The organism is Nonomuraea sp. SYSU D8015 (genome assembly GCF_008065375.1).
Taxonomy (GTDB): domain Bacteria; phylum Actinomycetota; class Actinomycetes; order Streptosporangiales; family Streptosporangiaceae; genus Nonomuraea.
In genome coordinates, this window is sequence record NZ_VJYI01000001.1 from 404,805 (window position 1) to 425,969 (window position 21,165).

Annotated in this window: 18 protein-coding genes; 8 read left to right on the forward strand and 10 right to left on the reverse strand. The window is 71.8% G+C overall.

Translation table 11 applies throughout. The annotated features are described in order from the left end of the window. Positions 1-8: 8 nt before the first annotated feature. The 4 genes from ID574_RS03725 to ID574_RS03740 form a co-directional block, all read right to left on the reverse strand. Positions 9-1,958, reverse strand: coding sequence for a serine/threonine-protein kinase (locus ID574_RS03725; protein ID WP_262495935.1), 1,950 nt, complete (start codon positions 1,956-1,958; stop codon positions 9-11). 246 nt (positions 1,959-2,204) lie between these two features. Further along, positions 2,205-3,590 (reverse strand): YlbE family protein, encoded by a 1,386-nt coding sequence (locus ID574_RS03730; RefSeq protein ID WP_188187318.1) that lies wholly within the window; start codon positions 3,588-3,590, stop codon positions 2,205-2,207. Further along, positions 3,587-4,945, reverse strand: a complete 1,359-nt coding sequence (locus tag ID574_RS03735) for an AllF/FdrA family protein (protein WP_223166336.1) — start codon at positions 4,943-4,945, stop codon at positions 3,587-3,589. Before ID574_RS03735 ends, ID574_RS03730 begins: the two co-directional genes overlap by 4 nt. After that, the gene (locus ID574_RS03740; protein WP_223166337.1) at positions 4,942-5,802 is read right to left on the reverse strand and encodes an oxamate carbamoyltransferase subunit AllH family protein; all 861 of its coding nucleotides are present in this window, start codon (positions 5,800-5,802) and stop codon (positions 4,942-4,944) included. Before ID574_RS03740 ends, ID574_RS03735 begins: the two co-directional genes overlap by 4 nt. 130 nt (positions 5,803-5,932) lie before the next feature. Between ID574_RS03740 and ID574_RS03745 the strand changes: the two genes are divergently transcribed. From ID574_RS03745 to cutA, 6 genes are all read left to right on the forward strand, one after another. Continuing rightward, positions 5,933-7,546, forward strand: a complete 1,614-nt coding sequence (locus tag ID574_RS03745) for a PucR family transcriptional regulator (RefSeq protein WP_188187320.1) — start codon at positions 5,933-5,935, stop codon at positions 7,544-7,546. Between the two features lie 11 nt (positions 7,547-7,557). After that, the gene (locus ID574_RS03750; protein WP_188187321.1) at positions 7,558-7,767 is read left to right on the forward strand and encodes an RNA-binding S4 domain-containing protein; all 210 of its coding nucleotides are present in this window, start codon (positions 7,558-7,560) and stop codon (positions 7,765-7,767) included. Between the two features lie 133 nt (positions 7,768-7,900). After that, entirely contained in the window at positions 7,901-9,313 is a 1,413-nt protein-coding gene (locus ID574_RS03755) for a uracil-xanthine permease family protein (RefSeq protein WP_188187322.1), read from the forward strand. Beyond that, entirely contained in the window at positions 9,310-10,176 is an 867-nt protein-coding gene (locus tag ID574_RS03760) for an FAD binding domain-containing protein (protein WP_188187323.1), read from the forward strand. Before ID574_RS03755 ends, ID574_RS03760 begins: the two co-directional genes overlap by 4 nt. Next, positions 10,166-10,642 (forward strand): (2Fe-2S)-binding protein, encoded by a 477-nt coding sequence (locus ID574_RS03765; RefSeq protein WP_188187324.1) that lies wholly within the window; start codon positions 10,166-10,168, stop codon positions 10,640-10,642. The genes ID574_RS03760 and ID574_RS03765 overlap by 11 nt, the downstream gene beginning before the upstream one ends. Continuing rightward, entirely contained in the window at positions 10,639-12,999 is a 2,361-nt protein-coding gene (gene cutA, locus ID574_RS03770) for an aerobic carbon-monoxide dehydrogenase large subunit (protein ID WP_188187325.1), read from the forward strand. Before ID574_RS03765 ends, cutA begins: the two co-directional genes overlap by 4 nt. A 345-nt stretch (positions 13,000-13,344) precedes the next feature. Here the strand turns inward: cutA and ID574_RS03775 are convergent, their stop codons facing one another. Then, positions 13,345-14,049, reverse strand: a complete 705-nt coding sequence (locus tag ID574_RS03775) for an SRPBCC family protein (protein ID WP_188187326.1) — start codon at positions 14,047-14,049, stop codon at positions 13,345-13,347. A 265-nt stretch (positions 14,050-14,314) separates the two neighbouring features. Between ID574_RS03775 and ID574_RS03780 the strand changes: the two genes are divergently transcribed. Both ID574_RS03780 and cydB read left to right on the forward strand, forming a co-directional pair. Beyond that, positions 14,315-15,658: a cytochrome ubiquinol oxidase subunit I gene (locus tag ID574_RS03780; RefSeq protein ID WP_188187327.1), complete on the forward strand. Its 1,344-nt coding sequence runs from the start codon at positions 14,315-14,317 to the stop codon at positions 15,656-15,658. Between the two features lie 12 nt (positions 15,659-15,670). Further along, on the forward strand, positions 15,671-16,555 hold the full coding sequence (gene cydB / locus ID574_RS03785) for a cytochrome d ubiquinol oxidase subunit II (RefSeq protein WP_188187328.1): 885 nt from the start codon (positions 15,671-15,673) through the stop codon (positions 16,553-16,555). Here the strand turns inward: cydB and ID574_RS03790 are convergent. The 5 genes from ID574_RS03790 to ID574_RS03810 are packed head-to-tail and all read right to left on the reverse strand — an operon-like array spanning position 16,548 to position 21,071. Continuing rightward, positions 16,548-17,294, reverse strand: a complete 747-nt coding sequence (locus ID574_RS03790; RefSeq protein WP_188187329.1) for an ABC transporter ATP-binding protein — start codon at positions 17,292-17,294, stop codon at positions 16,548-16,550. The genes cydB and ID574_RS03790 overlap by 8 nt on opposite strands. Beyond that, positions 17,287-18,018: an ABC transporter ATP-binding protein gene (locus tag ID574_RS03795; RefSeq protein ID WP_188187330.1), complete on the reverse strand. Its 732-nt coding sequence runs from the start codon at positions 18,016-18,018 to the stop codon at positions 17,287-17,289. Before ID574_RS03795 ends, ID574_RS03790 begins: the two co-directional genes overlap by 8 nt. After that, positions 18,015-19,004 carry a branched-chain amino acid ABC transporter permease gene (locus ID574_RS03800; RefSeq protein ID WP_223166338.1) on the reverse strand — a complete coding sequence of 330 codons (990 nt, stop codon included), beginning with the start codon at positions 19,002-19,004 and terminating at the stop codon, positions 18,015-18,017. The genes ID574_RS03795 and ID574_RS03800 overlap by 4 nt, the downstream gene beginning before the upstream one ends. Next, a complete protein-coding gene (locus ID574_RS03805) occupies positions 18,988-19,869 on the reverse strand; it encodes a branched-chain amino acid ABC transporter permease (protein ID WP_188187331.1) in 882 nt (293 codons plus the stop codon). Before ID574_RS03805 ends, ID574_RS03800 begins: the two co-directional genes overlap by 17 nt. Further along, positions 19,863-21,071 (reverse strand): amino acid ABC transporter substrate-binding protein, encoded by a 1,209-nt coding sequence (locus ID574_RS03810; RefSeq protein ID WP_223166339.1) that lies wholly within the window; start codon positions 21,069-21,071, stop codon positions 19,863-19,865. Before ID574_RS03810 ends, ID574_RS03805 begins: the two co-directional genes overlap by 7 nt. Positions 21,072-21,165 lie beyond the last annotated feature (94 nt).

Sequence of the window (21,165 nt, forward strand, 5' to 3'; positions counted from 1 at the left end):
CAGAGCGGCTAGGCGGTGTTCCTGAACGTGTCCAGGAACACCTTGCGCGTGTCCGCCTCGTCGTCCCACTTGAGTTCGGGCATGTCGAAGGTGATCTTGAACGCGGTGGCGTCGTCGATCGTGACGTACCTGGTCAGCGCGTGCATGGGGACGCCGTTGGCGGTGGTGTAGGTGTACTCCCAGTCGGCCGCCTTCCAGCCGCGGAAGTCCACCGCCTGCAGCTGCACCTGGATGTAGCTCTCCATGCCGCCCTCGGCCTCCAGCCGGCCGAGCGCGGACAGCCCGCCGTCGTTCTGCGGCGTCACATCCTCGACGAGGATCCGCATGCCGGAGTCCTTCGGCCCGCTGAACGTGGCCACGCCGCCCGAGGCGCCCAGCTTCCAGCCGTCGGGCACGGCGGCGGAGAAGCCGGCCGGAGTGTGCTCCGTGTAGCCGTCGGGCGCCGTGGAGGCGGGCACGGCCTGCCGCGTCGCGGGGGCCGACGTGGCGGTCTGCACGACCGGGGCCGTCTCCGGCGAGCCGCCGGACAGGATGATCATCACGGCGCCGACGACGACGGCCACACCCAGCAGCGCGCTGACGATCGTGAGCGGCGTGGGCCGCCCGTCGCGCATCCAGGGGCCGTCGTCCTCCTCCGTCCTGCGCCGGCTCTTGCCCGTGCGCGGCGTCGCGCTGGGCAGCGTGGCCAGGCGGTTGTGGCCGGTTTCCTGCGCCAGGCCGCGCGACTGCTCGCGCAGGTCGTCGGGGGAGGCCAGCGGCCACGGGGCCGACGTGGCGGCGGACGAGCGGCTGTCGGTGGTCAGCGGCAGGATCGGCGCCGGGCGCGGCAGCGAGGGGTCGTCCAGGTCGTCGTCGAGATCCCGGCCCGGAACCCGGGGCACCCCAGGAGGCGCCGGGTGCGGGCCTGACGGGCTGGCGAGCGACGGGCCGCCGAACGCGGGCGGCCGCGGCAGCTGGTCGGTCCGGTGGCTGCCGGACGGGGTGGACAACCCGTCGTACGGCATCGAGTGACCGCCCGACGGGCTGGTCATCGGGTCGTACGGCACGCGCACCGGCCCCGAGGGCGTCTCCACGATCCGTGACGGCATCGGCCCCGACGGCGTGTCCAGCGGTGGGAGCAGCCCGGCGGGCGCCGGGTCGGCCGGGCTGGGCAGCGCCTCGGGCTTGCGCGGCCGCGGCGAGCCGTGCGCGCGCAGCACCGTCTCCAGCATCTCGATGACCTGCGCGGCGGTGAGCCGCTCCGCGGCGTTCTTGCGCAGCAGGCCCTCGATCACCGGCGTCAGCGAGCCGGCCCGCTGCGGCGTGATCGGGTCCTGGGTGAGCACCGAGCCGAGCACCGCGACCGGGTCGGGCCCCTCGTACGGCGGCCGCCCCTCGACGGCGGCGTACAGCGTCGCACCGAACGACCACAGGTCGGCCGCCTGGGTGATCGGCTGTCCGGACAGCCGCTCCGGCGGGATGTACGCCGGCGACCCCATGAGCAGCCCGGTCTGCGTGATGTTGACGTCGCCCTCGATGGCCGCGATGCCGAAGTCGGTCAGCACCACCCGGTCCTGGGTCAGCAGCACGTTGCCGGGCTTGATGTCGCGGTGCAGGATGCCGGCGGCGTGGGCGTGCATGAGGGCGTCGAGCACGCGGATGCCGATCTCGGCGGCCTGGATCACGGGGAGCGGCCCGCTCTGGCGTACGGCCTGCTCCAGCGACCACGCGCGGACCAGCTCCATCACGATCCAGGGGCGGCCGTCCTCCTCGACCACGTCGTGGACGGTCACGATGCCGGGATGCTGGAGGCGCGCGGCCGACCTGGCCTCGCGCAGCATGCGCCGGTGCGCCACCTGCTTGCCCGCGTGGTCGAGCCCGTAGGGAAGGATCAGCTCCTTGACCGCCACGTCGCGGTCGAGGAGGACGTCGTGGGCGTGCCACACCATGCCCATCCCGCCCCTGCCGACCGGAGACATGAGCCGGTAACGCCTGCCTACGAGGCGGCCCTGGCCTTGCGGAGTCCCGCTCGGGGCGCCTCCCTCCGGGCCCGGCCCGCTGAGCAAGCGGTCGGCTGCCATCTTCCCGCCCCCATCTCCCTCATCCGTCACGTGCGTTGTCACGCTACTTGCAGATTATGAGGTTCGTTACGATATCGGCGGGGAATGCGTAATGGAAGCTGACGTCCGCTTTACTGCGGTCCTGACGTGCGGATATGCGGCCATTCAAAATGGATCACTTACGGCCTCGGCCAACGCCAGCAACGCGCTGGTGAAAGCCTCGGCAGGGGGTTTGACCAGGCCCGCGCCCACCTGCCCCGTTCCCGCGATGCGCCCGGCGATGCCGGTGTTGACCACGGGCAGCAGGCCCGTCCTGGCCACGAGGGTGACGTCGATGCCGACCGGCGTGCCGCGGAAACCCAGGCCGGGAATCTGGTAGGCGGGGTGCTCGGCGAGCGTGATCTCGTACATCGAGCGGGTGGCCCTGACGGCGTCGGCCACCTCGCCGCCCACGAACCGCACGATCGCCGGGGACGCCGCCATCGCGAAGCCGCCGAGGCCGGACGTCTCGGTGATCGTGGAGTCGCCGATGTCGGGGTTGGCGTCCTCGGGCCCGTACGTGCCCAGATAGAGCCCGTCGGGCACCCCGGCGGGCCCGGTGAACCAGCGCCCGCCGAGCCCCGACACCTGGACGCCGAAGTCGGTGCCGTTCCTGGCCATGGCCACGACCATGGTCGAGCCGGGGATGCCGCGGGCGGCATCCGTGCTGACCTTGGCCGCGGCCATGCCGGCGTTGAGGAAGAAGTGGTCGTTGCCGTTGATGAAGCGCAGCACCTGCGCGGCCTCGCCGGGGGCGGCCTCGACCACGGCCGGGGCCAGCTCGCGCAGCAGCAGCGAGGTGGCCGCCCGGTTGCGGTTGTGCAGCTCGTCGCCCATCTGCAGGGCCTGTGCGATGAGCGAGCGCAGGTCGATCGGGCCGGTCCGCTCCAGCGCCGCGGCCAGCGCGGGGCCGAGCACCGCGGCCATCCAGCGCAGCCGCTCCAGCACCTCCGGCCCGTACGCGCCGTACCTGAGGACCTTGCCCAGGCCCTCGTTGAGCGAGCAGTAGGCGGTGCCGCCGTGCTCCTCGTCGCGTACCTCGAACAGCCACATGGACGGGCTCACCACGCCTGCCATGGGCCCCACCGCGGCGTGCTCGTGGCACGGCCGCAGCGCGACCTCGCCCGCCGCGAGCCGCGCCGCCGCGTCGTGCTCGTCGGCGGCCAGGCCCTCCAGCAGCATCGCGCCGATCAGCGCGCCGCGCATCGGGCCGGACGCGCGCTCCCACGTGATCGGAGGGCCCGCGTGCAGGAACGTTCCCCGCGGCAGCACCTCCGCCGCCCGGCGCACGCCCACCAGGTGCGGCCGTGCGGAGGTCAGCCGGTCTGCGGCCAGCTCGTTGGCGGCCTGCCTGCGCGGATCACCCAGCACCTTGACCAGCGCCTCCGCGGTGCCCGGCAGGGGCGGGCGCCAGTCCACCGGGGTCGTGGGGACGGCCTGCGCCGCCAGCGCCTCGTCGAGCAGGCCCGCGCCCACCGTGATCACGCGGGACGGGGTGGAGAGCGGGCTCATACGAGGCTCCTGGCGTGCCGGGCCGCCTGGGCGTTGGACAGGAACACGGCCGCGCCCGCGTCGCGGAAGGCGGCGGCCTGGCGCTGCAGGTCCTGTGGGTCGCCCCGGGTGCCGACGAGCGCGACGACGACGGCCGCCGAGGTGCGGGCGACGGCGGGGGCCAGCGCCGCGGCGGGGTCGGGGTCGGCGCCGTGGCCGAGGACGACGTCCAGGAGCACCACGTCCGTCTCGCCGGTCCGGGCCAGCGCCTCCAGGCGCAGCGTCGGGTCGATCATCGGGTGCGCCCGGCCCCTGGTGTACGCGTCGTCGCCGTAGTCCACGATGTCGCCCTGGCCGGCGACCGCCGCGGCCTCCAGGCTGAGCGTCCCTCCGGAATAGATGCCTTTGAGCGTCTTGCGCGGGGTCTGCGGGGCGGCCACCCAGGACGGCCACTCGGGGACGGGCCTGCCGAGGGTGCGCAGCGCCTGCTCGGTGGCCTTCGTCAGATTGGCGCCACCTGATGCGCCCGAGTCCGGCGCGGGAAGCAGCGCGGGCACCACCGGCGTGCGCAGCCCGGCCACGGCCTCCTCCACGGCCCGCGCCACCTCGGGGGCGGGCGGCTTCGAGACGAGCACGATCAGCTCGGTCGCCGGGTCCTCGTCGAGCATGCGCAGCGCGCGCAGCGTCGACAGGCCGCCGACTTCGGCCGACAGGTCCCTGCCGCCCACGCCCAGGATGTGGCTGACGCCCGTGCCCGCCCAGTCGAGCAGCGACGTCACCTGCTGCGCACCCGTGCCCGACGCGGCGACCACGCCGACGGGGCCGGGGGCGAGCACGTTCGCGAAGCCGAGGCCCACGCCGCCGATCGAGGCGGTGCCGCAGTCCGGGCCCATCACCAGGACGTCCCGCTCCTCCGCCAGCTCCTTCAGCCGCCGTTCCAGCTCGACGGGGACGCCGTCGCTGAAGACCATGACGGGCAGCCCGGCCATGACGGCGTCGTACGCCTCGCAGAAGGCGTGCTCGCCCGGCACCGACACCAGCACCAGGCCGGCCGGCTCCCCGGCGGCCGCCGACCACGTGGTCAGTGGCGGCTGCTCGGCCGCCGCGCCCGGCCGCTGCAGTGTGGTGAGCTGCCGGTCGGCCTCCGCGACCGCGGCCTCCGGGTCGTCGGCCCTGACGGCGATCAGCAGGTCGCCGGGGCAGGCCTCGGGCACGGTGAAGCCGAGGTCCCTGATGACGGAGACGTTGAGCTCGGTCGCCATCGCGACCATGGCCGCCGCGACGCCCGGCGTTCCCGACAGCGCCCGGCTGACCCGCATGAGCTGGACCGAGTCGTAGTAGGCCCCCTTGCGGACCAGCACCGCCTCGGCGCTCACCGCTGCCCGCCCAGGGCCAGGACGGCGCCGACGCCGATGGCGACGCCCTGCGCGAGGTCGGCGCCCGAGGTGTGGCCGAGGCGGCGCAGGCGGCGCAGTGCCGGTTCGAGCGCCTGGCCGCCCGCGATGCCGCGCAGCACCGCGAGCAGCTCGGGGCTCGCCTCGCCTCGGGCCGCGCAGTGCAGGAGCGTGGCCGACAGGGGAGTGGTGCGCGTGCGCGCGTCGTACGTGACCGTCGCGGCCAGCCAGTCGGCCAGCCACACCGCCCGCTCCGCGCCCGTCGCCGTGCCCAGGTGCCGCAACGTCACCAGCAGCGCCGCCAGTACGTCGTCGCCGCTCGGCGTCAGCCCGGGCCCGAGCCCGACGAGCTGCTCGGCCGCCGACACGGCCCCCAGCAGCCACCCCTTCGCGCAGGCGGCCGCGAGCGAGGCGACCGCGCCGTTGCCGGCCAGACCGGGGGCGGGATCCGATGGCCGGGTCAGGATCGCGGCGGCCCCCGCCAGCCGCGCCCGGTCGATCGGCCCCAGCGGCGGAGCGGGATCCCACCAGCGGCGCACGCGCAGGCTCAGCGGGCCCAGATCGACCGCGCGGTCGCCGACGTACGCGTCGTCACCGACGGTGACGTGCGGCAGGGGGCCCGCCAGCAGCACCGAGTTGGGCAGCCTGGTGGCCTCGCCGGTGATGACGGCGATCACCGAGGGCTCCGTCTCGGTCCTGACCTCCAGATACACGCCCGCGGGGAACACGGCGAGCACGCGGGCGGGGCGGCGCGGCGACTCCAGGACGGACCGTACCGCCGTGCTGGCCGCGCCCGTGACATGGACGCGGGTACGCCGCGCGTGAGTACTGACCGTCACCGGACCTCCCAACCGACCCTGGACCTGACCGTAGACGGGGGCGGGAACCCTCCGTACGGAGAAATTTGCCAACAGTCAGCGGGAAGGTTGGCTCTTCCTGACAGACCGCTTCCCGGGTCACAATTTCCTCATGGAGCCCCCCGTCCGTCTGGCCAGCACCGGAACGATCATTCACGGTGTGTCCGTGGAAGAGGTCCTGGGTGTGTCCACCCTGGCGGAGGCCAGGCTCATCGCGGGCGAGAGCGGGCTCGGCCGCATCGTCCAGCGGCTCAACGTCATGGAGGTCCCCGACATCCTGGCCTGGGTCAAACCCCACGAGCTGCTGCTCACCACCGGCTATCCGCTCCGCAACACGCCGCAGTCGCTCGGCCGGCTCGTGGCCGACCTGGACGAGCGCGGGCTCGCCGCCCTGGCGATCAAGCTCGGCCGGTACGTCGACGAGCTGCCCGACGAGATGGTGGAGCAGGCCGACCGGCTCGGCTTCCCGCTCATCCTGCTGCCGAACGACGTCGGCTTCGACGACATCCTCAACCAGGTGCTGACCGACATCCTCAACCGTCAGGCCGCCGTGCTGGCCCGCGCCGAGGAGGCGCACCGGGCGCTGGTGCAGGTGGTGCTGGCCGGCGGCGGGCTGGGTGAGGTCGCCGCCGAGGTGGCGCAGCTGCTCGACGTGTCGGTCGCGGCCGTCGACGGCGCCGGGCACGTGCTGGCCAGCGCCGGGCCGCCGGACCACGTCGCCGTGCTGCGCGAGTCGATCTCCCGCGAGGGCCCGCCGGCCGCCGCGGGCCGCGGGCCGTCGGCCGCGCGGGGCCGGGAGTTCGCCTCGGTGCCGGTGCTGGCAGGTGGGCACCACCACGGCAGGATCGTCGCCTACAGCGCGTCGGGGGCGATCAGGGACAGCGACGTCGGCATCCTCGAGCGCGCCGCCACCGTGGCCGCGCTCGTCGTCACCCGGCAGGAGGCGGTCAACGCCGTCGAGAGCAAATACCGCGCCGACTTCCTGCGCGACGTGCTCACCGGCAGAGCCGGCACGGCCGAGCGGATCACGGCCCGCGCCAGGGCGTTCGGGTGGGACCTGGCCCGGCCGGTGACCGTGCTGGTGGCCGAGCTCGACCCCGACGGCGACGAGCGCAGCGCCCAGGACCGCCTCGTGGCGTGCTGGACGGCCGCGATCAGGCGGCACGACCCGCGCGGAGCGGTGGCCGGGTTCTCCCACGAGGTGGTGGCCGTGGTCGACGCCGCCATCGACGCCGTACGCGTGGCCAAGGACGCCGCCTCGGGGTTCGCCGACGTGCCGCCCGCCACGTTCTCGACCGGCACGTCCCGGCCGAGCCCGGGGGCGGACACTCTGCCGGAGGCCTATTCGCAGGCGCTGAAGGCGGCCAGGGTCGGACGCCAGCTGCACGGCCCCGGCGCGGTCGCCCACTTCGACCAACTGGGCGTCTACCGGCTGCTGTCGCTGGTCAACGACACCGACGAGCTGCACGCCTTCGTCCGCGAGACGCTCGGGCCGCTGGCCTCCGACGACGACGCCGAGAACGCCGACCTCCGGCGCACCCTGCAGGTGCTCCTGGAGACGAACCTCAACGTGGCCGAGACCGCCAGGCGGCTGCACTTCCACTACAACACCCTGCGGTACCGGATCGGAAAGCTGGAGCGCCTGCTCGGCAACTTCACCGACGACCCGCACCTGCGGCTCAACCTGACCCTGGCCCTGCACGTGCTGCGGATGCGGGGCATCTAGGCTGGGGCCTCGTGGACCTGGACTTCGAACTGCGCTCTGACTACATCCCGCTGTGCGACCTGCTGAAATACTGCGGGGTCACGGAGACGGGCGGCATGGCCAAACAACTGATCGCCGAAGGCATGGTGCTCGTGGACGGCGAGGTGGAGCTGCGCAAGACCGCCAAGATCCGCGCCGGTCAGGTGGTGAGCGGCGAGGGGTTCTCGATTCACGTCGCGTAGAGCTCGCATGTGCGCGAGGTTTTCACTGGTAGTCGGCGCAGATTTGGCAGATCATGCCCGTGTAGGACCGTACGGGCGGGCCTAATGTGCCCGCAACGGACGGTGTCGCCGGCCCAGCACAAAAGGGGCTTTCATGGCTTGGGGATGGACCAAACACGGTGACGGCAAGCACCTGACGCCCGGTGAGGTGGTCAGGCCCGACGAGCGCCTGAGCTGGCCCAGGATGGTGGGGTTCGGCGCGCAGCACGTGATCGCGATGTTCGGCGCGACTTTCGTCTTCCCCCTGGTCATGGGGCTGGACCCGAACGTCGCCGTGATGATGTCGGGCGTCGCCACGATCCTGTTCCTGCTCATTGTGAAGGGGAAGGTCCCCAGCTACCTGGGCACCAGCGCGTCCTTCGTGGGCGGCGTGTTCGCCATCAGGGCGGCCTTCGGCGGCGACACCGCGGGCGCGGACGCGATCGTGACCGGCGCCATCCTGGTCGCCGGGTTCGTGCTGGCGCTGGCCGGGCTGGCCATCCACTTCCTCGGCGTGCAGATCATCCACCGGGTCTTCCCGCCCGTCGTCACCGGCGCGGTCGTCATGCTCATCGGCTTCGGGCTGGCGTTCGTGGTGGCGGACGTCTACTGGCCGCAGGACCACTGGGTCGCGCTGATCACGATGCTGATCACGTTCCTGGTGATCGTGCTGTTCAAGGGGTTCATCGGGCGGATCGGCGTGCTGATCGGGCTCGTCGCCGGGTTCGTGCTGTCGTGGATCCTGGACCGGACGGCGGGGCCGGTCACGTCCGTGCTGCCCGGCCAGAACCTGCGGGACGCGGCGGGGAACCCCTGCCCGGCCGAGGGCACGTACTGCGTGGCCACGGCGTTCCCGCACGACCGGGTGAACTTCGACGCCGTGGCCTCGGCACCCTGGTTCGGCATCCCGAGCTTCCACGCCCCCGACTTCCGGTTCTCGGCCGTGCTGCTGGTCCTGCCCGCGGTCATCGCGCTCATCGCCGAGAACATCGGGCACGTCAAGGCCGTGGGCGAGATGACCAAGACCGACGTCGACCCGTACGTCGGCCGCGCGGTGGTGGCCGACGGTGTCGGCACCGTGGTGACCAGCGCGGTCGGCGGCTCGCCCACCACCACGTACGCCGAGAACATCGGCGTCATGGCCGCCACCAAGGTCTACTCCACGGCCGCCTACTACATCGCGGCCGTCATCGCGATCCTGTTCGGGCTCTGCCCGAAGTTCGGCGCGCTGGTCGCGGCCACGCCCGGCGGCGTGCTCGGCGGCGTCACCGTCATCCTGTACGGGATGATCGGTCTGCTCGGCGCGAAGATCTGGATCGAGAACCGGGTGGACTTCGCCGATCCGGTCAACATGGTCCCGACCGGGGCGGGCATCATCCTGGCCATCGGACCCGTGAGCCACTTCATCGCCGGCGACTTCACGCTGGAGGGCATCGCGCTTGGCACCATCGTGGTGCTGGGCGGCTACCACCTGCTGCGGGCCATCGCGGGGCCGTCGCTCAAGCCGGCCAGGAGCGAGGCCGGGTGAAGCCGCCGCCGTTCGAGTACCACGCCCCGCGCGACCTCGGCGCGGCGCTCCAGACCCTCGCCGAGGTCCGGGGGAAGGTGCTGGCCGGTGGGCAGAGCCTGATCCCCATGCTCAACATGCGGCTGGCCGCGCCGGAGCATCTCGTCGACATCAACCGGGTGGCGGGGCTCGGCGGCGTCGAGCGCACCGAGGCGGGCGTCCGCGTCGGGGCGCTGACCCGGCACTCCGAGCTGGAGCGGGCCGGGGTTCACCCGCTGCTCACCAAAGCGCTCAAACTGGTCGCCCACCCGGTGATCAGGAACCGGGGGACCGTGGTCGGCAGCCTCGTGCACGCCGACCCGGCCGCCGAGCTGCCCGCCGTGCTGGCCGTCCTGGACGGCTCCGTCCGGATCGCCCGGTGGGAGGGGAGCTCCCCGGTGGAGCGGGACGTCCCCGCGCGGGAGTTCTTCGTCGGCCCCATGGAGTCGGCCGTCCAGCCGGGCGAGCTGGCGGTGTCGGCATATTTCCCGTCATTGGGGCCGCGGACAGGGGCCGCCTTCGAGGAGGTGACCCGCAGGCACGGCGACTACGCGCTGGCCGGAGTGTGCGCGGTCGTCACGGTGAACGAGGACGCGCACGTCACCGCGGCCAGGGTCGCCTGCATCGGAGTCGGGCCGGTGCCGGTCGTCGTGGACGTGACCGACGCCGGCGGGCAGAGCGCCGCTCACGAGCTCGACGGGGACGTCGCCCAGCTCGTGCAGGACCGGATCGAGCCCGAGGACGACATCCACGCATCGGCCTCTTACCGCCGCCACCTGGTCGGAGTGCTGACCAAGCGGGCGCTGCGGAACGCGGCCAGGGAGGCGGAGACCGGTGGAGCATGAGATCACGCTCGTCGTGAACGGCGCCGCGCGGCGGGTGAGCGTACCGGCCCGGCGGCTGCTGTCCGACTGCCTGCGGCACGACCTCGGCCTCACCGGCACCCACGTGGGCTGCGAGCACGGCGTCTGCGGCTGCTGCACGGTGCTGCTCGACGGGCGGCCCGTGCGCTCGTGCCTGACGTTCGCCGTCACCGTGGACGGCTGCGAGATCACCACTGTGGAGGGGCTGGCGGGCGCGGACGGGCTCTCGCCGGTGCAGCGGGCCTTTGCCGAGTGCCACGGGCTGCAGTGCGGCTTCTGCACGCCCGGTTTCCTGTGCACGGTGACCGCCCTGCTCAGGGACAATCCGGCGCCGACCGACGAGGAGGTGCTGGAGGGCGTCTCCGGCAACCTGTGCCGGTGCACCGGCTACCAGAACATCGTCAAGGCCGTCCACCGGGCCGCCGAGCTGCTGGCGGAGGAAGCATGACGACGAGGCTGTTCGGCGAGCCCGTGCCGCGGCGGGAGGACCCCAGGCTGCTGACGGGGAACGGCCGCTACCTCGACGACCTGGGGCGCGACGCGCTCGCCGCCGCGTTCGTGCGCTCGCCGCACGCGCACGCCCGCATCCGCGACATCGACGTCGGGCCGGCGCTCGACGTGGAGGGACTCGTCGCGATCTACACCTTCGAGGACCTGCCCGAACGGGTCGGCAGGCCGCTGCCGCTGCTCATCCCGCATCCGGCGCTCACGCACGGGCGCACCGCGTACCCGCTGGCCAAGGACGTCGTCAGGCACGTGGGCGAGCCGGTGGCGATGGTGGTGGCCACCGACCGGTACGCGGCCGAGGACGCCTGCGCGCTCATCGAGGTCGACTACGAGCCGCTCAAGCCGGTCGTCGGCCTGGAGGAGGCCGTCCAGGGCGCCCAGCTCGTCCACGAGGACGTGCCCGGCAACGTCGGCGCCCACCTCGTCCAGGAGGTCGCCGGCGCGGACGGGCGCGGCGCGCGCGAGGCCATCGAGGCCTCCCCGCACACCCTGGCCTTCCGGCTCGACATCGAGCGCAGCGCCAGCATGCCCCTGGAGGGACGCGGCGTGTACGCCCGGTGGGACGGCCGCGACCTGCGCGTCTACTCCAGCACCCAGACCTCCACCAGCGTCCGCATGGCGGTGGCCGCCGCGCTCGGCCTGCCCCTTCCGCAGGTCGAGGTGATCGCGCCGGACGTCGGCGGCGGGTTCGGCGTCAAGATCGTGCACCCGTGGCCGGAGGAGATCCTCCTCCCGTGGGCGGCCATGACGCTCGGCCGCGAGATCAAGTGGACCGAGGACCGCAGGGAGCACTTCATCTCGTCCGCGCACGAGCGCGGTCAGGTCCAGTACGTCCGCGTCGGGTTCGACGACGACGGCCGCGTCCTCGGGCTGGACGTGACGATCCTGCACGACCACGGCGCCTACACGCCGTACGGGATCATCGTGCCGATCGTCACCTCCACCCAGTTGCTCGGGCCGTACAAGATCGGTTCTTACCGGGTCGAGTTCAGCGCCGTCTACACCAACACCGTGCAGGTCACTCCCTATCGGGGCGCGGGGCGCCCGCAGGGGGTGTTCTGCATGGAGCGGACCATGGACAAGATCGCCTGGCACCTCGGCAAGGACCGGACCGAGGTGCGCGCGGCCAACTTCATCCAGCCCGGCGAGTTCCCGTACGACCAGGGGATGACGTTCCAGGACGGGCGGCCGCTGATCTACGACAGCGGGGACTACCCCGAGATGCTCCGCATGATCAAGGAGCTGATCGGCTGGGACGACTTCGAGCGGGCGCCCGGCAGGGGCATCGGCATCGGGTGCTACGTGGAGGGCACCGGCGTCGGACCGTACGAGGGCGGACACGTGCAGGTGACCTCCGACGGCCGCGTGCACGTGTCCACGGGACTCACCTCCCAGGGGCAGGGGCACGAGACGGTGTTCGCCCAGATCGCCGCCGCCGAGCTGGGCGTGCCCATCGAGCGCGTCAGCGTGGTCACCGGCGACACGCGCAGGTTCGGGTACGCGGTGGGCACGTTCGCCTCCCGCGCCGCCGTCGTCAGCGGCAATGCCATCGCGCTGGCCTGCCGGAAGGTGCGCGAGAAGGCGTTGCGCATCGCCGCCGACGCCCTCGAGGCCGACCCGTCCGATCTCCAGATCACCGACGGCCTGGTGCACGTGGCCGGCGCGCCGGGCGCGTCCATCCCGCTGTCCACGGTCGCGGTCCTGTCCAACCCCCTGCGTTACGCCTTCGACGAGGAGGCCGCCAAGGCCACCCAGTTCTCCGGCACGGCCTCGCCCGACCGGCCGCCGGTCGCCGAGGAGGAGGAGCCGGGGCTGGAGGGGCGCGACTACTACTCGCCGATCCGGTCGACGTTCGCCGCCGGCATGCACGCGGCCGTCGTGGAGACCGACCCGGACACGGCCGAGATCAAGGTCGTCCGGTACGCGGTCGTGCACGACTGCGGGCGGCTGATCAATCCCATGATCGTGGAGGGGCAGATCCATGGGGGAGTGGCGCAGGGCATCGGCGGGGCCTTGTACGAGCGCATGGCGTACGACTCGCACGGGCAGCTCGTCAACGCCTCCTTCATGGACTTCCTCATGCCGTACGCCACCGAGATCCCGCACATCGAGACCGATCACCTGGAGACGCCTTCGCCGCTCAACCCGCTCGGCATCAAGGGTGCGGGCGAGGCCGGGGTCATCCCGGTCTCGGCGGTGATCGCCTCTGCCATTGAGGACGCCGAGGGCATCGAGATCGACCGCATGCCCATCTCCCCCTCCGACCTCTTCGCCCTCCGCTCCACCCACCACCCCTGACCGCCCCGTCGGCCCCTGACAGCCTTCGACGGCCCTGACCGCCTTCCGGCAACCCCTGCCGCGACCTCCGGGGCCGGGCCGCCCGCCCTTCCGGCCCACCGTCGCCCCTGCGGAGGTGACGGCGCCCGGCAGGGGCCGCCCCATGCCGTGGCCGCTCGCCCGCCTGGCTCGCCGTCGCGTGCCGGGGTGGCGGGCCCCAGGGGTTGCCCGGATTCGTGGCCGCTCACCCTCTCACCCACCGCCTCGCTCGCGTGGGCGATGGCGCGAAACGGGTGGTGTGAAGAGCAGGGCCGGCAAGCGGACCGGCGGAGATCGAGGCGGACACGATGACCGCGTCGATCTCCGCTACGAGCCCTGGCGGCGGGACCCGCGGCCGAGGAGCCAGCCCACGGCGACGCCCGTCAGCGCGATGCCCGCCCCCATGCCGAACGACGCCAGCATCACCCACGGCCGCGTCTCGGTGTGCCGCTTCCGAGGCCGCTCATAGACAGCGCCCGCAGCGGCAGCGCGCTCGTCCGCCGCCTCGCCCGGAGCCGCCTCCACCGGGACGGCGGCCGCCTCCGGAGCCGGGGGCACGCTCCGCAGCAGCGGCCGCGCACCATCAGGCTCGGCGGGACCACGCAGGTGGTCTTCGACGGCGGTGAAGAACTCGGCCGCCGTCCGCTTGGCCACCGAGCCGAGCATGCGCTGCCCCACCCCGCCGATCATCCCGCCGATCACCGCGTCGGCGTCGTAGTCGACCCGCGTCCCGCCGTCGATCTCGCTCAGACGTACCCGGACGGTCGCGTCCACCGTCCCCGGCGCGCCCTGCCCGCGCGCCTTCAGCGTGAAGCTCTCGGGCGGCAGCGGATCGTTCAGCGCGACCTCCCCCTGATAGACCCCCTTGATGGAGGCGACGCCCGCGTTGACCGTCATCCGGTACGTGTCCGGCCCCGTCTCCTCCAGCCGCTCGCACCCCGGGATGGTGCGCACCAGCACCGCCGGATCCTGGAGCGCCGCCCACACTCGATCCCTCTGAACGCCGATCACGGCACTGCCCGCCACTTTCATGCCGCCACTCTAGGCAGCCACGACCAGGCCGTTAAGGGCAACACCTGCCATACGAGGGATCATCACCGTCGTACGCCCTGCGGCGGACAAGCGAATCAACCGAGCGGCTGACGCCCCGGACCGCCCCTTCCGGGCATCCTCGATACCCGGCAACCAGCACATACGGGGTGATGTGACCAAGGTCGCATCGCATTGCTCTACGGCTTGTAGTACTACTTCAAGTAGATGTACTACAGCCTGTAGAGCTCAGGAGTCGGCGGGGAAGATGGATGCACTTGACCTGGCGCGGTGGCAGTTCGGGGTGACCACCGTGTACCACTTTCTGTTCGTGCCCCTTACCATCGGTCTGGGGATCTTCGTGGCCGGCCTGCAGACGGCCTGGCACCGTACGGGGAAAGAGCACTACCTGAAGCTCACGAAGTTCTTCGGGAAGCTGTTCCTGATCAACTTCGCCATGGGCGTGGTCACCGGCATCGTGCAGGAGTTCCAGTTCGGCATGAACTGGAGTGAATACTCCACGTTCGTCGGCGACGTCTTCGGGGCGCCACTGGCGATGGAGGCGTTGCTGGCCTTCTTCATGGAGTCGACGTTCCTGGGGTTGTGGATCTTCGGCTGGGACAAGTTGCCGAAGAAAGTGCATCTGGCGTGCATCTGGGCGGCCGCCATCGGGTCCAACCTGTCGGCGTACTTCATCCTCGCGGCGAACGCCTGGATGAAGCACCCGGTCGGCTACGAGGTCGTGGACGGCAAGGCCCGCATGACCGACCTGTGGGCGGTGCTGACCAACTCGACGGCGCTGGCCCAGGTGCCGCACGTGATCGGGGCGGCGTTCATCGTGGCGGGCGGCTTCGTGCTGGCCGTGTGCGGCTACTGGATGATCAGGAAGAACGCGCCCATGTGGCGCAGCGCCGCGCGGGCGGCGCTGGTGATGACGGCGATCGCGGGGGCGGTCGTCGCGGGCACCGGCGACATGTCGGGCAAGCTGCTGTACGAGCAGCAGCCCATGAAGCTGGCCGCCGCCGAGGGCCTGGAGCACTCCACCGCGGGCGCCCCGTTCAGCCTGGCCCCCGGCATCGAGATCCCGTACGTCCTCAGCTTCCTCGCCACCAACGACCCCACCGCCACCGTCCAGGGCACCGAAGACCTGCAGCGCCGCTTCGAGCAGCAGTTCGGCCCCGGCGACTACCGCCCGGACCAGACGGTCGTCTTCTGGTCGTTCCGGGTCATGATCTACTTCGGGATGGCCACCGTCGGCCTGTCGGTGCTGGGGCTCTGGCTGACCCGCCGCAAGCGCGGCTTCCCGAGGTGGCTGTCGCGGGCGTTCCTGCTCGCCCTGCCGCTGCCGCTGGCCGCGATCATCGCCGGCTGGCTGCTGAGCGAGATCGGCCGCCAGCCGTGGACGGTCGCGGGCGAGCTCCTGACCGCCTCCAGCGTGTCGCCCGGCGTGACGCTGACCGAGGTGGCCATCTCGCTGACGATCTTCACGCTGCTGTACGGCGTGCTCGCGGTGGCCGAGGCCGTGCTGCTGACCAGGCACGTACGCCAGGGCGTCGAGGAGCCCGCCCCCGTCCCCGCGGCCGAGCGGCGCGAGCCGTCGCTGATGTACTGAGAGGCCACGACCATGATCGATCTTTGGTTCGTCATCATCGCCTTCCTCTGGACGGGCTACTTCGTGCTGGAGGGCTTCGACTTCGGCGTCGGCCTGCTGGCGCCGGTCGTCAGCAGGAACCCCGCCGAGCAGCGGCAGAGCCTGCAGACCATCGGCCCGGTGTGGGACGGCAACGAGGTGTGGCTGATCACGGCGGTCGGCGCCATGTTCGCCGCCTTCCCCGCCTGGTACGCGGGCGTGTTCAGCTCCTTCTACCTGCAGGTCACGCTCATCCTGGTGGGCCTGATCGTGCGGGGCGTCGGCCTGGAGTGGCGCGGCAAGGTGCGCAACCCGCTCTGGTGCGACCTGGGCATCATGGTGGGCAGCGGGCTGCCGGCGTTCCTGTGGGGCGCGGTCTTCGCCGACCTGCTGTTCGACAGCGCGCCCGCGGCCCTGCTCGGCGGCGCGTTCACGCTGGCGGTGTGTGCCCTGCACGGCGCCGTCTTCCTGGCGCTCAAGACGACCGGCCAGGTACGCCGCCGCGCCCGCGCCGCGGCCATGACGGCGAGCGCGGCGGCGATCCCGCTGGCCGTGTTCGCGCTGTCGAACCTCGGCACGTTTCCCGCGCTGGCCGCCATGGCGGCGCTGGCCGCGGCGACGGCCCTGATCTGGCGGCGCAGGGAGGGCTGGGCGTTCGCGGCCACGGCCGCGGCGATCGTGCTGGCCACGCTGGCGGTCTTCATGGAGCTGCGGCTGCGGCCGCTGCCCGGCCTGACGCTGGCCGAGGCGGCCTCCGGGGCGTACACGCTGACGATGCTGAGCTGGATCGGGCTGATCACGCTCCCGTTCGTCCTGGTCTACCAGGGGTGGACGTACTGGGTGTTCAGGAAGCGGGTCCGGGTGGCCCCGGCTAATTAGCGGGCGCTCCCCCGAGGTAGAGGCGGCCGAGCCGCGGGTCGGCCGCCAGCTCCCGCGCCGGCCCGGAGATGTGCACGCGGCCGAGGTCGAGCACGCAGCCGACGTCGGCCATCTCCAGGGCCCGGCGCGCGTTCTGCTCCACCAGCAGCACGGCGACGCCGGTCCGGCGCATGAGGTCGATCTGGTCGAAGACCACCTGGGTGTTGCGCGGGTCGAGCCCCATCGAGGGCTCGTCCAGCAGCACCACCTTCGGCTCCAGCATGAGCGCGCGGGCGAACTCGACCTGCTTCTGCTGCCCTCCGGACAGCAGCCCGGCCATGCTCCCCCACCGGTCGGCCACGACGGGGAACAACTCCTTGACCACCTCGACGCGCTCGTTGAGCTTGGCCTGGTCGCGGACGGTGAACCCGCCGAGCCGGACGTTCTCGGCCACGGTCATCTCGCGGAACACGCTGTGGCCCTGCAGCACGTGGGAGAGTCCCAGGCCGAGCAGGCGCTGCGGCGACAGCCCCGTCACGTCCTGCCCGGCCAGCAGCACCCGCCCGGAGCGCGGTGCGAGCAGGCCGCTGGCGACCTTGAGCGCGGTGGACTTGCCGGCGCCGTTCGGGCCGACGAGGCAGACGACCTCGCCGGCGCGCACGGTGACGGACAGCCCGCGCAGCACGAGCGCGGCCCTGCCGTACCCGGCCTCGACGTCTTCCAGGGACAGGACGGCCCCAGACTCCGGAAGCTCAGACACCTAGATACGCCTCCAGCACCTTCGGGTCGTCCCGCACCGCGGACGGCGGCCCCTCGGCGATGGGCGCGCCCCGGTCGAAGACGATGACGTGGTCGCACATGCCCATCACCATGTCCATGTTGTGCTCGACGACGAGGAACGTGCGGCCCTCGGCGTTGAGGTCGCGGACCAGCGAGACGATGCGGTCGATCAGCGCCGGGTTGACCCCGCCCGCCGGCTCGTCGAGCAGCACCAGCTCCGGCTCGGCCATGAGCACCGCGGCCAGCTCCAGGAGCTTCTGCTGGCCGTAGGACAGGTCGCGGGCCTCGGCGTCCTCCAGGTGCTCGATGCCCATCCTGCGCAGCCAGTGGCGGGCCCGCTCGACCTCGCCCTTGTCGCGCAGCCCGGCCAGCAGCTCGCGCAGCCGGGTGCGGCGGACGGCGACGAGCATGTTCTCCAGCACCGTCATGCGCGGGAAGACCCGGCAGAGCTGGAAGGTGCGGCCGATGCCGGCGTGCGCGATGCGGTGCGGCGAGTGGCGGGTGATGTCGCGGTCGCGGTAGAGCACGCGCCCCGCGTCCGGCCTGATCATGCCGGTGATCAGGTTGAAGAACGTGGTCTTGCCCGACCCGTTCGGCCCGATCAGGCCGTTGATCTTGCCTTCGCGCAGCTCGACCGTGGCGCCGTCCACGGCCAGGACGCCGCCGAACGACTTGCTCAGCCCCTCGGTGCGCAGGGACGTCATGGCGCCACCCCCTGGAGCCGCTGCTCGGCCGTCTCGTCCGGGATGGAGGGACCGGCGCGTCTCCTGCTGAACCTGGCGAGGATGCCGTCCGGCATGAACAGCACGACCAGCACCAGGACCAGCCCTGTCGCGGTCAGGTGGATCTGCGTCTCGCCCAGCGCGATCAGGAAGTACTCGCCCGCCGGGGCCACGATGAGCGCGCCGAGCAGCGGCCCGAACAGGTGCCGCACGCCTCCGAGCAGGCTCATCAGCACCATGGACGAGGCGATGAGAATGGAGAAGACGAAGATCGGGTCGAGGCTGCCGAACCACAGCGCGTAGAGCCCGCCGGCCAGCGCCACGAACAGGGCGGACAGGGCGAACGCCGTCACCTTGTAAGCCCCGGTCGGCACGCCCAGGGACTCGGCCTTGTCCTCGTCCTCCCTGATCGCCCGCAGGCCCGCGCCGAAGCGGGAGCGGGAGACGTACCACCAGGAGGCCAGCGCGAGCGCCAGCAGCGCCAGGAACAGGTAGAAGAACACCATGTGGGTCTCGCCGCGGTGCAGGTCGGGGAAGGGCGAGGGCACCTGCAGGCCCGTGGAGCCGCCGGTGAGCGAGCGCCAGCCCTGGACGATGAGGTTCATCATGGACACGAGCGCGATCGACACGATGACGAACGACGCGCCGCGCACCCGGACCGCCGCGATGCCGACGCCCACGGCGAACACCGTGACCAGCAGCGCGGACACGAGCAGCGCCACGACCCACGGCACGTCCATCCGGGTGACGAGCAGCCCGGTGCCGTACGCGCCGAGGCCGAAGAAGGCCGAGTGGCCGAGCGAGACGTAGCCGGTGAAGCCGCCCAGGAGGTTCCAGGAGGTGGCCATGGCGGCGTACATGACGGTCAGCGCGCCCGCGTACACGAGGTAGTAGTTCGGGACCAGGAACGGATAGGCGATCGCCAGCCCGGCGACCAGCGGCGGGAGCCCTCTAGAAGCGATGCGCAAGCCGGCCTCCGAAGAACCCCTGGGGGCGCGCGAGCAGGGTCAGGAAGAGGAAGACGTAGAACATGATCGTGGCCCAGGTCGCGTCCACGGTGACCAGCACGAGGCCCTCGACCACACCGAGCAGGACGGCCGCCAGCGCCGCGCCGACCACGCTGCCCAGCCCCCCGACCACGATGATGGCCATGAGCTTGCCGATCCACACCCAGTGCGAGGCGGGGAAGAACGGCGTGATCAGCGCCAGCACCGTGCCGCCCACGGCCGCGGTGGCCAGGCCCACGCCGAAGCCGTAGCCGGCCACGCGCTCGGTCTGGATGCCGACCAGCCTGGCCGCCTCCCGGTGCTGGATGGTGGCCCGCAGCGACTGGCCGAACCTGCTCTTGATCAGCACCGCGAACAACACGAGGAGCGTGATCGCCGCCACCCAGAACGCGATGATCTTGTCGTACGGGAGGTGCACGCCGCCGATGGTGAGGGACCGGGTGGCGTACTCCATGCTGACCGACTTGTACGAGCCGGTGTAGAACGTGCCGAGCAGCCCCTCGATGGTCAGCGCGATGCCGAACGTCAGCAGCACCGACATCATCGCCATGTTCTCCGGCGCCAGCCGCGCGATGAGCAGCCGCTGCACCGCCACGCCCAGCGCGAAGAACAGCGGCACGGTCAGCGGCAGCGCCAGGAACGGGTCGAGGCCGAGCGTGGTGTGCACGGTGTAGGTCAGGTAGGCGGCCAGGAACAGGAACGCCGGGTGCGCCACCATGACCACCCGCATGACGCCGAAGTACAGCGACAGGCCCGAGGCGAGGAGGGCGTAGAGCCCGCCCGTCAGCACGCCCAGGGCCAGTCCCTGCAGGAGCAGGTTCACCATTCCTTCTTCGGGTAGACGATGTCGGCGGTCTTGGCGTTCTCCGGGAGCACGATCTCGATCTTGCCGTTGACGTACTGCTGGATCATGTGCGCCTGCTCGGGCCTTCCCGCGTCGTCGAACGACAGCGGCCCCACGACCGTGTCGAACGTGCCCTGCCTGATGTGGTCGGCCAGCTTGTCCTGGCATTCCTTCGTGGGGTCGACGCACTTGACCGCGTTCACGGCGGCCTCGACGATCTGGCCCACGGTGAAGCCGTTGGCGATGTCCTCGTTGGCCTCGCCCTTGAACATCTCCTTGTAGCGCTTGACCATCTCCTGGTTGCCGGTGAACGTGGCGGTGGCCGACCACCCGACCGGCGAGAGGATGTGCTCGGCCGCCCCCTTCACCGCGGCGGGGAACTCGGGCAGCGTCGGCCCGGTCGAGAAGGCCGCCAGCTTCGGCTGCACCTTGAGCTCCTGGAGCGCCCGCACCAGGCCCACGGAGTCCTCGAACTGGGTGCCGCCCACCACGATGTCCGGCTTCGCGGCGGCGATCTTGGCGGCGATGGGCGAGAAGTCGGTGGTCTCCGGCGGGTACACCTCGTCCACCACGGTCTTGATGCCGGCGGCGGCCAGCTTGTCGCGCAGCCCGTACGCGGTGCCCTGGGCGAACGGGTCGTCCAGGCTCGCGTACGCGGCCGTCTTGGGCTTCTGGTCGGCCGGCAGCTTCGTGATGTACTCGGCCAGGTAGTTGTAGTGGTCGCTCGCGATCGCCGGCGCCGCGTAGAACAGCCGCTTGAAGCCCTGCTCGAAGACCTCCTTGGCGGCCCCGGCCGGCTCCACGAACAACATGTTGTACGACTCGGCGACCTTCGCCGCGGGGATCACGAGCCGCGAGGAGAACGGGCCGAACACCAGGTTGACCTTGTCCTGGGTGATCAGCGACTCGTAGTCGGAGCTGACCCGGTTGGGGTCGGAGGCGTCGTCACGGAAGATCAGCTCGACCTTCCTGCCCAGCAGGCCGCCCTTGGCGTTCACCATGTCGGCCCAGACCTGGTAGCCCTCCTGGATGCCCTTGCCGGGCTCGGAGAAGTCGCCCGTGAGCGGGAGCGAGATGCCGATCTTCACCGGCCCCTGCTGCTGGCCCGGCGACTGGGCGGCCCCGGGCTCGTCGGTCTTCGCGCAGGCGGTCAGTCCTAACGCGCATATCGAGATGATCGCCAAGCCTTTGGATACTCGTGCCATCGAGGGAACCCCCGTCTGGAGAGAGGCCGCGCAAGCGCTTTCGGAAGCGCTTTCGGTTACGTACGATTACACG

Coding starts and splice junctions, on each gene's coding strand:
- ID574_RS03780 (WP_188187327.1), top strand. CDS start 14,315: ATGGATGCACTTGACCTGGCGCGGTGGCAGTTCGGGGTGACCACCGTG.
- ID574_RS03730 (WP_188187318.1), bottom strand. CDS start 3,590: ATGAGCCCGCTCTCCACCCCGTCCCGCGTGATCACGGTGGGCGCGGGC.
- cydB (WP_188187328.1), top strand. CDS start 15,671: ATGATCGATCTTTGGTTCGTCATCATCGCCTTCCTCTGGACGGGCTAC.
- cutA (WP_188187325.1), top strand. CDS start 10,639: ATGACGACGAGGCTGTTCGGCGAGCCCGTGCCGCGGCGGGAGGACCCC.
- ID574_RS03775 (WP_188187326.1), bottom strand. CDS start 14,049: ATGAAAGTGGCGGGCAGTGCCGTGATCGGCGTTCAGAGGGATCGAGTG.
- ID574_RS03795 (WP_188187330.1), bottom strand. CDS start 18,018: ATGACGTCCCTGCGCACCGAGGGGCTGAGCAAGTCGTTCGGCGGCGTC.
- ID574_RS03725 (WP_262495935.1), bottom strand. CDS start 1,958: ATGTCTCCGGTCGGCAGGGGCGGGATGGGCATGGTGTGGCACGCCCAC.
- ID574_RS03805 (WP_188187331.1), bottom strand. CDS start 19,869: ATGGTGAACCTGCTCCTGCAGGGACTGGCCCTGGGCGTGCTGACGGGC.
- ID574_RS03755 (WP_188187322.1), top strand. CDS start 7,901: ATGGCTTGGGGATGGACCAAACACGGTGACGGCAAGCACCTGACGCCC.
- ID574_RS03745 (WP_188187320.1), top strand. CDS start 5,933: ATGGAGCCCCCCGTCCGTCTGGCCAGCACCGGAACGATCATTCACGGT.